The 13084-nt window shown below is 36.7% G+C and carries 14 protein-coding genes and 3 pseudogenes; 3 read left to right on the forward strand and 14 right to left on the reverse strand.

All coding sequences use genetic code 11. The features are described 5' to 3' along the window. Positions 1-164: 164 nt before the first annotated feature. From moeB to F6K15_RS35615, 4 genes are all read right to left on the reverse strand, one after another. Positions 165-1337, reverse strand: coding sequence for a molybdopterin-synthase adenylyltransferase MoeB (moeB, locus tag F6K15_RS35600; protein ID WP_293070499.1), 1173 nt, complete (start codon positions 1335-1337; stop codon positions 165-167). Between the two features lie 105 nt (positions 1338-1442). Next, positions 1443-1898, reverse strand: coding sequence for a M67 family metallopeptidase (locus F6K15_RS35605; protein ID WP_293070501.1), 456 nt, complete (start codon positions 1896-1898; stop codon positions 1443-1445). Positions 1899-2007: 109 nt separating this feature from the next. Further along, positions 2008-2547 carry a hypothetical protein gene (locus F6K15_RS35610; protein WP_293070503.1) on the reverse strand — a complete coding sequence of 180 codons (540 nt, stop codon included), beginning with the start codon at positions 2545-2547 and terminating at the stop codon, positions 2008-2010. Further along, positions 2486-3052, reverse strand: coding sequence for a hypothetical protein (locus F6K15_RS35615; RefSeq protein WP_293070505.1), 567 nt, complete (start codon positions 3050-3052; stop codon positions 2486-2488). Before F6K15_RS35615 ends, F6K15_RS35610 begins: the two co-directional genes overlap by 62 nt. A gap of 287 nt (positions 3053-3339) precedes the next feature. On the opposite strand from F6K15_RS35615, the gene F6K15_RS35620 reads away from it, so the two are divergent. Further along, entirely contained in the window at positions 3340-3846 is a 507-nt protein-coding gene (locus F6K15_RS35620) for a DNA-binding protein (protein WP_293070506.1), read from the forward strand. Positions 3847-4180: 334 nt separating this feature from the next. On the opposite strand, the gene F6K15_RS35625 is transcribed toward F6K15_RS35620, so the two are convergent. The 7 genes and pseudogenes from F6K15_RS35625 to F6K15_RS35655 all read right to left on the reverse strand — a co-directional run bounded on the left by F6K15_RS35625 (position 4181) and on the right by F6K15_RS35655 (position 7862). Beyond that, complete coding sequence (locus F6K15_RS35625; RefSeq protein ID WP_293070508.1) at positions 4181-4429, reverse strand: zinc ribbon domain-containing protein; 249 nt, start codon at positions 4427-4429, stop codon at positions 4181-4183. A 67-nt stretch (positions 4430-4496) separates the two neighbouring features. After that, complete coding sequence (locus F6K15_RS35630; RefSeq protein ID WP_363269424.1) at positions 4497-4760, reverse strand: transposase; 264 nt, start codon at positions 4758-4760, stop codon at positions 4497-4499. Between the two features lie 3 nt (positions 4761-4763). Continuing rightward, positions 4764-5078, reverse strand: coding sequence for a hypothetical protein (locus F6K15_RS35635; RefSeq protein WP_293070509.1), 315 nt, complete (start codon positions 5076-5078; stop codon positions 4764-4766). After that, positions 5020-5280 carry a helix-turn-helix domain-containing protein gene (locus F6K15_RS35640; RefSeq protein WP_293070511.1) on the reverse strand — a complete coding sequence of 87 codons (261 nt, stop codon included), beginning with the start codon at positions 5278-5280 and terminating at the stop codon, positions 5020-5022. Before F6K15_RS35640 ends, F6K15_RS35635 begins: the two co-directional genes overlap by 59 nt. Continuing rightward, positions 5277-5442 (reverse strand): annotated as a pseudogene (locus F6K15_RS35645) (IS607 family transposase); the annotation flags it as partial. The gene F6K15_RS35640 and the pseudogene F6K15_RS35645, both read right to left, overlap by 4 nt. A gap of 392 nt (positions 5443-5834) precedes the next feature. After that, a complete protein-coding gene (gene dcm, locus F6K15_RS35650; protein WP_293070513.1) occupies positions 5835-7223 on the reverse strand; it encodes a DNA cytosine methyltransferase in 1389 nt (462 codons plus the stop codon). A 360-nt stretch (positions 7224-7583) separates the two neighbouring features. Further along, positions 7584-7862, reverse strand: coding sequence for an IS200/IS605 family accessory protein TnpB-related protein (locus F6K15_RS35655; RefSeq protein ID WP_293070515.1), 279 nt, complete (start codon positions 7860-7862; stop codon positions 7584-7586). Positions 7863-7975: 113 nt separating this feature from the next. Here F6K15_RS35655 and F6K15_RS35660 point away from each other — a divergent pair, with 113 nt between their 5' ends. Beyond that, positions 7976-8239 (forward strand): hypothetical protein, encoded by a 264-nt coding sequence (locus F6K15_RS35660; protein ID WP_293070516.1) that lies wholly within the window; start codon positions 7976-7978, stop codon positions 8237-8239. 201 nt (positions 8240-8440) lie between these two features. On the opposite strand, the gene F6K15_RS35665 is transcribed toward F6K15_RS35660, so the two are convergent. The 3 genes and pseudogenes from F6K15_RS35665 to F6K15_RS35675 all read right to left on the reverse strand — a co-directional run bounded on the left by F6K15_RS35665 (position 8441) and on the right by F6K15_RS35675 (position 12161). Next, a complete protein-coding gene (locus F6K15_RS35665; RefSeq protein WP_293070518.1) occupies positions 8441-8599 on the reverse strand; it encodes a hypothetical protein in 159 nt (52 codons plus the stop codon). 639 nt (positions 8600-9238) lie between these two features. Next, positions 9239-9478, reverse strand: a pseudogene (locus F6K15_RS35670) (transposase); the annotation flags it as partial. Positions 9479-10277: 799 nt separating this feature from the next. Beyond that, positions 10278-12161, reverse strand: coding sequence for a diguanylate cyclase domain-containing protein (locus F6K15_RS35675; RefSeq protein WP_293070520.1), 1884 nt, complete (start codon positions 12159-12161; stop codon positions 10278-10280). Positions 12162-12913: 752 nt separating this feature from the next. Between F6K15_RS35675 and F6K15_RS35680 the strand changes: the two are divergent. Beyond that, positions 12914-13084, forward strand: a pseudogene (locus F6K15_RS35680) (IS630 family transposase); the annotation flags it as partial.

Raw genomic sequence — 13084 nt, forward strand, 5'->3', positions numbered from 1 at the left:
ATATATTAGTCGCGGGCGGGCAGTCCGAGACATTAAACGGACGCGGAGGCAAGCGTAAGACTACTGCAAAAGTAGCAGCAGCCTGTGAAACGTCAACCCACCGAGGAGCTAAGGCTCGGTAGGAATCTCCGCGCCTTTAGGCTGGAGAGGATGTCAATGCTACCTCAATATTGAGGCATAGAAGAATCTATTTCCTGACTCCAGGCAGTAATTCCACCTTTGAGATTAGTACCCTCAATACCAGCCTCCTTCAGAATACCTAACGCCTTTGCCGATCGCCCACCCATTTTACAATGAGCGATTAAACGATGACCATTCATTAATTCCTTAACCTTTGTCACACCATCACCCTGCTCAATATCTGGCAACGGCACTAAAACAGACCCAGGAATCTGAGCAATCTCATATTCGTGGGGGTTCCGCACGTCAACTAAGACAAAATCATCTGCCCCACTATCCAATAATTGCTTCAAGTCTTGAACCGTCATTTCTGGAATAGCCATCTTACTTTCTGTCTCCTGTGCTTTAGCTTGAGGAATGCCACAAAACTGTTCGTAATCAATCAACTTTTCAATCACTGGTCGTACTGGATTAGGACGCAGTTTCAACTCCCGGAAAGTCATATCCAAGGAATTATAAAGTAACAATCTACCACTGAGAGTTGTACCTTGACCCAAAACAATTTTGATAGTTTCTGTCGCTTGGATAACTCCAATCATTCCAGGCAAAATTCCTAAAACACCACCCTCTGCACAGGAAGGTACCATTCCTGGAGGCGGTGGCTCTGGGTAGAGGTCGCGGTAGTTAGGTCCACCTTCATAATTAAAGACAGTTGCCTGACCCTCAAAACGGAAAATTGAACCGTAGACATTAGGTTTGTTCAGAAGAACGCAGGCATCATTAACCAAATAACGGGTCGGGAAATTATCAGTACCATCGACAACTACATCATAGGATTTAAGAATGTCGAGGGCATTTTCTGAACTTAGCCTCGTCTCGTAAAGGTCAACTTGACAGTGGGGGTTAATTTCGTGAATCCGATTTTTGGCAGATTCGATTTTTGGCTTACCTACCCAAGAGGTTCCGTGAATAACCTGTCGTTGCAGGTTGGAATGATCGACAATATCAAAATCTACAATTCCAATATTTCCAATTCCTGCTGCTGCTAGATATAACAATAGTGGGGAACCAAGACCGCCAGTGCCTATACATAGAACTTTGGCTGCCTTAAGACGTTTCTGACCATCTAATCCTACTTCCGGTAAAATTAAATGGCGCGAATAACGTTGATACTCTTCTGTATTTAACTGGACTTGTTCCAGATTCGGATTTAACATGGCAATTTCGGCCTAGATATTTTTCTAGTAGATAGTATTGTTTGACAAGTATGCTTAACATTTTGCCAAAATTATCTAAATTAAACCTTCTATATACCAAGTTACTTATCTTTTAATTATTTCTTCCGATTGAAATTGATTGTTGTGGTCAAGAGACCAACAGAGAAAGTCAACAGTTTTGCCTTTTTGGATGGATAGAATGATATAGGAATATTCTGGCCAGGCGTAGGTACGATCAAATTCTGAAGGGATGGCTGAATGGTCTGGGTGGGAATGATAAATGCCGATGATGGAGATGTGGCGTTCTCTTCCATATTTCATTGCTTTCAGCATTAGTTCTGGGGAGATTGCATATCTTCGTTCTTCTGTAAAATCTTTTTGTTCCGGCCAATACTCATCTGCTTCTGTTTGCCAGGCATTTTCAGCAGGCCAGACTTCGATGACTGTTTTTGCCTGTTGGTTTTGCTTACCTAAAAGTAAGCCGCAACATTCATTTGGGTAGGATGTTTCGGCGTGGGTGGAAATTTTTTGGAAATGATTGGGGGGGAGTATTAGGGGCATTTGTTTTGAGAGGTAGGGAAGAGAAAGGAAGAAAAAAAAAGGGAAAACAGAAACGATCACTAAAATCTAGTTTTAAGTTTCGTCATGGTTAAAATAATAGTAGGATTTATTATCCTTTTTTAGATTCATCAAGTGCCCACTTCTTAAGGTCGTAAGCCTCTAACAACCTTAAAGATTCTCTGCCATCCAGAAAGCAATAATACCTTGGATTGGAAGGCTGTGTTGCAAAAACTTTCAATGTTTCAATAACTGAGGATGTAATGTCATGACAGTGTTGAACAATTAATACGTCAGCTGGTTCTTTAGCCAGCCTAACAATTTGGTCTCCATTCTTACCCAAATGTTTAAAGGTCATTGGATTGAACTTAGCGGGTCCTTTTAATAAAAACGCTGCTCTAAGACGCCTCCCTTGGTAGTGTAGATGGGAAGTGATAAAATCTGAAGTTTCCCCACCCCAGTCTTTAGGGATAGACTCTGAGAGAATTTTCCCCAAGGCGACTTTAAAAACATTTTCTTTGATATGCTTCATTTCCTCAAAGTCCTTAGGCATATTTTGTTCTTTTATTTTTGAGAATTCATCAAAGTCTTCAATATAAAGAAAGATTGTAAAAGTCGCTGTATAAAGTCCAAGACAGTTCGCCTGTTTCAATATTTTCGATGTAAGGAAAGCCTATTACTAAAGGATGAAATATTAATTTATTATCTTTTGAAACAAAATATTCAGCTATGACGGCAAAATTACCACCGCGTCCGAGTTCTGTTTTTAATGTACTTCCAGTTACGCGACCTACAGTTATATGTAATTCTACAGTTAATTCACTTCCTTCAAATGCTTCAGGCTCTAAAACAACACGGTCATTTTCACCCTTTTCATATATTTCCTTACAAGGTTTAAGCTTAACGATTGAGCAGAAAAGCCTACAACGTTTTTCTAGAAGAATTTCTTCAAGAGTCTTAATTTCTTTTACCTTACAGAATTCGAGCAATATTCTTGTATATATCTGGTCAATTAATACTCTTTTTTGCCATTCAGGGGTGGTTGCTGGTATCGAACTAATTTGTTGAATAATTCTCGAACCTTGTTCTTGTAAAACTGTTAGTATCTTTCGGTGATGCACAAAACCTGGGTCTACAATTAACTTTTCCCTTGACATCTAATCTCTTCCTATATAAATCAATACTGGAAAATCAAAAATTATTTACCAAATTAAATCCTCTACGGTTTGATGATAAATGATTATCCCAGTTTCTCCTTTATCTGCTCCGGAATAGTATAGCAATTGTCTTAAGTTCAGATTTTGGGTAATTATAAAATTTTCTACTAAGATTACTATATATAAGTCAATACTAAAAAATCAAAAAATTATTGCCAAATTAAATCCTTTGTGGTTTGATAGAATATACTTATCCTGTCTACCCTTAATATGTTCCGAAACAGTTTATGAAAGATACAAATACTGAACCAGATCAAGTCGGTACAGCAGAAGCAGCATTTCTTCTAAATATTTCTACTGCCAGACTCAGGTTACTTTTGAGGCAAGGTCGTCTCAAAGGAGCCAAAAAAGTCAAACGCTTCTGGGTAATTCCTTTAAATCGTCGAGGAATGCCAGAAATTACCCCTGGTCGTCGAGGTCCTCAAGGTACTTGGAATAAAGGATTCCGTACAGGCAATACTTTTATCCATGTGCTGCGCAAAGAAATTGACTATAACCGAGACCACGGTACATCTCTTCCAGCTATTTCTGTCAAACAAGGAGGCAAAAACCATCGCTGCCACCAAGTAGAAATTCTAGGAAACTGCAAAATTGTCTATCGACCTCATAAACCTAACAAGAGTCAAGCAGGCGGTGCCCGTCTGTGGATTGAGACAGAGCCTGAAGTTGAAATTATTCCCAAATATTTCCGAGATGTAGAACTGGAGGAAGACAAACCTCAAGGCTTTGGTTAGCTTTGACTCTGGTTTTTTAGCTTAACTGGATTTTTCTCCATTATATATGGTTTTCGATGTTGGCTTCTTTGATTTTTAGGCTAACATTGCAGATTTTTATGGAAATAATTCCGATATTTGTGACAGTGCTAACCGTTCTACTAAACTTACCCAAACTTACCCATACATGGTTGCATGAGCTTTGGAGCTAGCTTCCTGTTTTGCTGACGCAATGCTGCGCAAACACAGAAGACCACCGACCGCAGTCTGTAACTTATCTTCTCCACAGGCTTAAATTCGCTCTTGTTCTCAAGCTACTGATGCACATAGTTTTTCAAGTTGATAGCAGCATTTCCTACGGAATGCTCCGCAAACAAATCTCTATCAGTTTCAAGACCGCATTCACTACATTTGCGTTCCGCAAAGCTGCGCTAACATAAGTTCTCAAGTTTAACGGCATTTTCTGTTGATGCCCACAGTTTGAACATATTTGAGAACTTGGATAAAATCTATCCGCTATTACTAATTCACTGCCGTACCATTCACATTTGTATGTAAGCTGACGCTTGAATTCATAAAATCCACAGTCTGCACCCACCCCCATCCCCTCCCGGGAGGGGAGCTAGAGGGGTGGGTTATGGTTTTTGAGCATTCCACTTACATTCAAGCCCTCAATTACTATGGTGCTGTGGTTTAAAGCTCGCCCATGAAGTGAGTTTATGTAGTGCATCTGCTCTGATATCGGCTACTTTCTTGTGGACTTTTGCTAGTTTTTTTACTGCTTTGCGTCTGTTTTTGGAACCAATAACTTTTTTACTGACTGCACGTTGATGACGAACTAATTGTTTTTTGGCTTGTCTGTAGGCTTTGATATTAGCCCATTTACTGCCATCAGAACAGGTTGCTAATGTATTTATTCCTACGTCTACACCAATAGTTTATCCTACTTTTTCTGTTGGATCTTGTTCAAAATTGTACTTAAAACTGATATACCAACTATCTGCTTTTTTTGATATAGTGACGTTTTTTACTGGTACGGAAGGTAAGATTTCATAAGTTTTTACTACTCCTATTCTGGGTAATTGTATGTAGTTTCCTTGGAAAATCTTAATACTTCCTTCTAAGTAAAAGCTGTATTTTCTACCTTTTTTCTTAAAGACTGGAAATCCGCGTTGAGGAATAGTTAGAAAGTTCTTAAATGCCCTCTCTAAATCTCTTAATGCTTGCTGGGGGACACCCGATCGATACCTCATAATACCAAGGATTAATTGATTTGACTTCGGCTACTAAACGCTTATGCAGGGTGATGGCGCTTGGACGTTTTTTAGTTTCTTCGTACTCTTTTATGCAAGTTGCTAATCCCCAGTTATAAGCATGACGTGCAACTCCTGCGTGTTTGGCAAGTATTGTTTTTTGTTGATTGTTAACTTTTAGTTTAGTCTTTATTGATTTCATTTCAATTGGTCAGCCACCTCTTTTAATTGTTTGACAATTTGTTTGTTTTTATGACTTCTTGAACCATAAAGTCTGGCAGAAAAAAACTGTAATTATTTCGATTACATCTTGTGCTAAGATTTCTTCAAAAGTAGAATCTTCAGAACGATGAATAATAACTACTATTGTTTTGGTTGACACTTCTAGCAGTTCTGCTGCTTCAGATATAGTTAATAAGTTAAACATATATCTAGTATATCACAAGAAATGTCTAATAGTGTTAAATTTTGTCCAATTATTTTAATACTGTTGATAGCCCTCCTCAAAATTATTTTTTTAGTTAGGTGAGCGATCGCCTCTATCTATAATATTTTTTCTAGTAATTTTTCTCCCCCAACCTCATAAATAATAAGTGTATAGATAGGATGGCTACCTTTACCTGAAAATTTTCGGTGTCAAAAACTATTCTGGAGTTTTCTGTAATTCCGATTTTCCTTTGCCAGAATTGCTTCTTCATAGATACTGGCAAAATTTGACGTTGTAAGTATCAAAAAAACTCTAATCTGAGGTTGGATCTAATCAAAAAAACCTACTGACCTAACTAAAGACTTAGCCACATAATAAACAACTGGAATAGACACAGCATTACCGAATTGTTTCTTAGCAATATTCTCTCTACTATGCGCTCTAAACCAACTGGGAAAACCTTGTAACTTCCCACAGTCTTTTGCAGTTATATACCTATACTTTTTCTTCCGATAAATTTCCTTGATAAATAAAGACTTATACTCCTCTGGAGTTTCCGCATTAATAGAAACCGTAGCTATACAATCTTTTGTACCTGTGGCAGTTAAGGTCGGCACAATCTCAGAATGAGGTAAAAATATTCTATATATGCCATTAATTCCTGATGAATTTTTAGAGTTGATAAATTCATAACCTTGTTTTTCAACATAACGAATAATTTTATTCTCAACCAATCTGTTCAATTCTTGAATTTGCAAATTATCTATTAATTCAGATAAATCTGCAAAAGATAAAGGATTACCATCTTTTTTACCATACTTTTTTTTGCGTCTATTTTTGAGAATAGTTTCACAAATCAACTTTTCCCTTTTAGTTGTCTGGATAAGATCCCAAGAATGAATAGTTGTATGACCATTTCTCGTATCACAAAAAACAAAAAAATCATTCAACTCATCATTTTTCTGAAATTTATTTCTAGAGACTGGAATACTACCATTAAACAAAACATCTGGTGACAATTTTGCCTTTTGAATATCAAAATTAGCCTCGAGACCATCAATAACTTGAAATAGTTTAGTTTGAATATTCAATGGTTCAGGAAAATCGAAACAATCTATATCTAAATCTTTCCTAATCCCGACAATAAAAACTCGTTCTCTATTTTGAGGCAATCCAAAATCAGCAGAATTAAGTAACTTGTAATAGACACGATAACCAATCTTTTCAAACTGCGGAATAATTAATTCAAATGACTTTTGATTAACCGGGCTAATGAACCCTCGAACATTTTCAAAAATAAACGCTTCAGGTTGATTTTCCTCTACAACTCTAATCGTATCAAACCAAAGTTTTCCTCTACGATCATCAAAACCTCTTAATTTTCCAGCCACAGACCAAGGTTGACAAGGAACTCCACCAACTATCAAATTTACCTGCCAAGGCAGCTTAGAAATTTTAGTAATATCTCCCAGATATTTTTCATTATTATTGATATATCCATTCAGAAAGTTTTGCTGATAAACCTTCATAGCATCAGAGTCAATTTCCGAATATCCTAAACATTTACCACCTAATTCTTCTAGAGGAATTCTAAATCCACCAATACCTGCAAATAAATCTATAAAAGTAAACCGATGCTCATATATTTGTAAATTAATAGGTTTCTCAAGATTAAAAGAGATTAATTGAGTTGGGGAATTAATTATTTGACCAGACATAAGTCAATTTTTCTGATTATTACTAGGATTAGCATTATAAGCAATTATCTTCAGTTGAGATTTTGAATAATTTTGATATTCCCCTGGCTGAAGCACAGGGGATTCTTAAGCAATCCAAAACTGGATTCTTAAAGGCACGATCAAACTGCCTCTACTGACTTCTTTAAGGGAAAACCCTAAAGTTGCCGCTACTTTTTTGAGGATATTAGCTGCGCCATTACAATCGGCATTAACTAACAAACCGTTTTTAGTTTGATAGAGTCCTCGTTGTCTTGATGCAGTCGCTCATGGGGGAAACCCCCTTTGGCGGCGCTGCATCGCTTAATTCTCTTGCCTGATGGCTTCCAACTTCCGGGTTTTTCACGCCCTGTTTGGCAAGAAGTCATCATCTAAAAAGCTAGCTTGCGAGGTATACGATTCTTCAGTTTCAATAAACTCTATGCCGTATAATTCGCATAACTGAATAATTCTTTCTTTGAGTTTAGCCGTGGGGATTTGTACAAAATTTTGGTTGTTTTTTGCACCGATATTAATACTATCTTTTTGTCGTTTATTCCAACCAAAAACTATTCGGCAAATTCCATATTTAAGGCAATGATTAATCACCAATATTGCTGCTTTATTAACAGCATCGCGCACTTGTCTATTGCATTTTTCAGTTATGCACGCTAATTTATTTTACCAAAATCCTTGGGGTTTATTATCTTTGTACTTGGAATAAAGGATTCCGTACAGGCAATACTTTTATCCATGTGCTGCGCAAAGAAATTGACTATAACCGAGACCACGGTACATCTCTTCCAGCTATTTCTGTCAAACAAGGAGGCAAAAACCATCGCTGCCACGAAATAGAAATTCTGGGAAATTGCAAAATCGTCTATCGCCCTCATAAACCGAATAGAAGTCAAGCAGGTGGCGCTCGTCTGTGGATTGAGACAGAGCCTGATGTTGAAATTATTCGCAAATTTTTCCCAGATGTAGAACTGGAGGAAGACAAACCTCAAGGCTTTGGTTAGCTTTGACTCTGATTTTTTAGCTTAACTAAATTTTTATTCATATACATATAGTGTTCAGTGTTGGCTTTTTTGATTTTTAGGCTAACATTGCAGATTGTTATGCAAATAATTCCGATATTTGTGGTACTGTGAACCTTACCTCAACATTATTTTTTGAGAGTAGGTGAGCGATCGCTTCTATAAATTTAGATTGGCAATTTTTCACTCAATAGTAAAACTACAAACATCACGGATAATTAATTGATTTTTTTCTTCAATCAAATTTCCACTACAAATAATTAGACTTTGGTTCAGATTCGCTTCAAAAGCTTTTTTACAGTCTGCACGATTTAACTCAATTACTATACGCAGGCTATTCATGCTGGTGTTATGTGCGACTCGTTGGCTAGTAAAAACTGCCTAAAAGCAGGTATAACAAGCCTTCCAGGTCATACATGAAGTAAAAAATTCCCTACGGGATAACTTCGTTAACGACCTGAGAAAACTCTTATGACCTTGTAGGTGAAATTCCTACCGCCTTGTTGTTGGGTTGACAGCGTAGGTCACAGGGTAGAGACTGAACATCAATCCCTGAAGCTTGCCTAAATGGGGTCAAAGCTTTAACTACCAAATATAGCAATGTGCGCTGGTGTATTTACATACTACCATTGTATTTAAAATATTACAAAGCCCTGCTACATGACAGATATTTTTCATAAACCATGCGATCGCGCCCACCTTAAAGTTTGCTAGACTCGCGCCTTTGACGCGTGATTTAACAGACACAGGACTTACGCAAATACACTATATATAGCCCATGAAAAAGGGCGATTGCCTCAGCAAAGCTCCGCTAACGCTATGATTTTTAGAGAGTGATCGCGAAGCTTGAGCAACTTTAGTCATTCTGAATAAGACTGGAACACTTTTTCAGCTGAAACTCTTTCAAGGAAAAAAACCCCTTGTCTCAATCTTAACTGGAATAACTATACATCCTATAGGAATAATTGATATCTTTCGCTACTATGGAAAAACTTGAGGATTTTCCATAAAAGCTGCATCCACACAGTCTCTAAAATTCTCAAAGAATTTGAGTCTTTGTCTGATCCAATTTTTTAACACAAACCACCAGCGTTCTATCTTATTAAAATCTGGTGAGTATGGTGGTAAATACCAGATTTCACACTCTTGCTTGGCCACTAATTCTTCAATATAAACTGACTTATGAAACGTTGCGTTATCCAGTATGATCACTTGCCCTGGTTGTAATTTTGGTAGTAAACAATTTTCTCACCCTATCTCGAACCAATTACGATCGCAACTTCCTGTAAATGTTAGAGGAGCAAACATTAACACGCATCCTGAAAACTTTGACGAAGACGCGATCGCGTAATTTATGAAAATTGCAGGCCATACAACTACTTTGTACTAGATAAGTAACATAAATGTAGCAGAAAACTAGACAAAGACGTGACTGCGTAATTTATGAAAATTGCAGGCCATACAGCTGCCCTCTCATGCTACACAAGCACTTAATCTGTAGTATGTAAATATGCCAGCGCACATTGCTATATGTGACGCTTTGTATCAGTTTTATAGAGCAGTTGCACATATTGTCTATCAACCTTACTGCTATGAATGAATACTGATCAATACTGAAAAATCAAAAATTATTGCCAAACTAAATTTTTTGGTAGTCCTGTAAAGGAGGTATAGCGACAGGAGTTGTTTCTTTGACCTTCACAGAGCTTCGACGTCAAATCATTATTGGTTGACAAACATTATAGTCTAATTTTGCTTATTAAGTTGTGTAAGTCCCAATAGAAAGATTAAATAATACTTTACGTGGCTAGAATTTCTCACTTAGTCAGGAAAACTTTATTTTTTTCTAAAAAATTAGAAAATCATTTGGGTGCGTAGCACATATTTTATTCATCATTATAATCAAGCGTTGGCAGAGCAAGTGTGGCAGCTATATCGCTAGCTATATCGCTTCACCGTAATTTGATCGCTATATCTACAGGACTACCTGTATGACTAAATGAATTTCTTGCTTTTGCTCCTACGAATTGTTTATACATGAATCATCAATATAAACTTGATTTCTACCAGCATTTTTAGCATTGTATAGAGCTATATCTGCTGCTTCTAGCAATATTTTAGGATTAGAGTCATTAGAGCAGTAACTATTTGCCACTCCTAAACTACTTGTTACAAACTTACTCACTGCCGAAGCTGTATGGGGAATTCTTAAAGCTTCAATTTGTGTTCTAATATTTTCTGCAACTTTCAGCGCTCCTTCTATGGAAGTATTTGGCAGTACAACCACAAACTCTTCTCCCCCATATCGAGCTACAAAATCTCCTGGTCGTTTCACTGCAGCACTAATACTTTGAGCCACTTGTTGCAAACATTTGTCTCCCTGCTGATGGCCGTAAGTATCGTTGTAGGGTTTAAAATAATCTATATCCACCATAATTATTGACATAGAAGCATTATCTCGTCTTAGCCTTTTCCATTCTTGGTCCAGTTTTTCTTCAAAGTGGCGACGGTTACAAATTCCTGTCAAACCGTCAACATAAGCTATTTTTTCTAATTCTTGATTGAGTTTTTCTAAACGATGGTAAAGTTGAGCTTGTTGAATAGCGATCGCTATCTGAGTTGCTAAACGCCTCAATAGATCGGTGTCTGAGATTCGCCATTGTCGTTTATCAGTACATTGATGAGCTACTATTAATCCCCATGCAGTAGTTTCCGAACCTTGTTTTTCCCCTTCTTGATTAATTAAAATTGGCAATACCATACTTGCTTTGACTTGAAACTGTTTGAGTAGACCGGCATGGCATTTGTTGAGTTCTGGGCTTTCAACATCCTCTATTATACTAATATAACCTTGTTTATAGCGTTCTATAATATCTGTATTTGGGAAACATGGATCGTCAATAATTTTACCTAAAATTGGATTGCTACCTGCTGCTACAGATTCTTTTTCTACGATACCTTTTCCTTCTTCCAAAAAACGATAAATTAAGACGCGGTCACACTCCAAAAAAAACCGTACTGACTCTACTGTAGTCTCTAATATTTCATCCAAATTTAAAGATCGATGAATCCGGTCTAGAATGAGTCCTAATAAATGCTCTTTTTGTCTAAGTTCCTGCACAGCTAACTCTGCTTTTTTGCGCTCTGTAATATCTAGCACTGTGCCGAATATGCCTATAGGTTCTGAGTTATTATCTACGACTAAAGTAGCCTGAGTATAAATATACCTTAATGTACCATCTGGTCGAATGATTTGATATTCACATTCATAACTTTCTGCCTTTTCTAAGATTAAAATCGCATTTTTATCCCATAATTGTTGGCTTTCGAGAGTAAATATTTCAAGCCATTCTGAATAAGTTGGTTCTGGTCTGTTAGGGTTGAGACCAAAAATGCGAAATACTTCATCTGACCAAGTTATTTTTTGCGTCTTTAAGTCATATTCCCAGTTCCCTAAATGAGCAATTTTTTGTGCTTCTTGTAGCTTTGTTTTGCTTTCTTTTAAAGCGTTTAAACTTTGATTCTTCTCAAGTGTATAGCGAATTATTCGATTTAATGTATATTTGTTAATTTCTGATTTATTCAAGTAATCTGCTACTCCTTGATTCATTAAATCCATCTCTAATTCTTGATTTTCTGTATCTGTGAGTAATACGATTGGGGTTTGGCAACCTAGATTAATTGCGGTTTTCATTATTTCTAATCCTTTTGTTTCTCCGAAGTTATAGTCAAGCAAACAAATATCATGTTGATTTTTTTTCATTACTGTTAATCCTGTTTCGTAAGTCTTTTCCCAGTCTAGTAATATTTTTGGTGATTCTACCTGTGACAGTAAGTCATATACCAGAAGAAAATCGTCTTGATTATCTTCTATTAAAAGGACTTTAATTAAATCTTTATTCATCGAAAATAATTAGTTTTTACAAAAATATTTTTTAAACAATATGAGTATTTAAAAGCTAATAAAAAATCAGATTTGATCTGGCCTAGAAGACTGGAAAAAGTCGCAGGTTGAGTTTCAGTGATACCAGCAAGACCAATTAAGCTGGTTCTTGTGGTAGAAAATATAATTTGCTTGAGGTCTTTAATAATCATTGTTTTACTTTTAACTGCGGACTTTACTTTTTATATTATCTGCTTTTTTTCTAGTTACTATGGTGACTTATGGATTAAGTTACTGGTGATTTTTTGATATTGATAAAGTGAGTCATTGAACTTTAATCAGGTGAGTTAGTCAATTAATGTCAAGTGAAGTAGATGAGTAAACTTTTGTGATCAGCATCATATTCTTCTCTATCTTGACCATTTTTTCTTTTTTCTTTTTTGATTTTATAGATATAATTAGGGTTTGCGCAACACTTGTCTTTTAGTAGGGGTAACAGACAGCTATACTGGAGATCACCCACCCGCGAGACCCTCCGGTGGAGGGGAAGACAGGAGGAACGGGGAATGAGCGAGGAGGTAGTCGGAAAAATTATCCCTCAATTTTTCTGCCATAATAATTCCAAAATACTATAGCAATCAGGAATGAAATGTGAGAAAATAATTATAGAAGTAAATCTAGAGTAACATGGAAGAATTAGATGTTTTTATCAAGTCGAATCCTGACCCCAGAGAGTTAAAACGATCTATGGCCATTAGGATGACGTTAAGAGGGCTACTTATCATCGCACTCAAGAATGGAGAGAGTATTTATGGCAAATGAATCAGGGAAAAAGGCAAGAAGAATGGTTAATAAGATGTATTCGTTTAGCTCCAAATGCTCCTGAACAAAACCCTATTGAAGATGTTTGGCTACAAGGAAAAGAAATGGTAAGAAGATATTGG

This window comes from Okeania sp. SIO2B3 (genome assembly GCF_010672525.1).
Taxonomy (GTDB): domain Bacteria; phylum Cyanobacteriota; class Cyanobacteriia; order Cyanobacteriales; family Microcoleaceae; genus Okeania.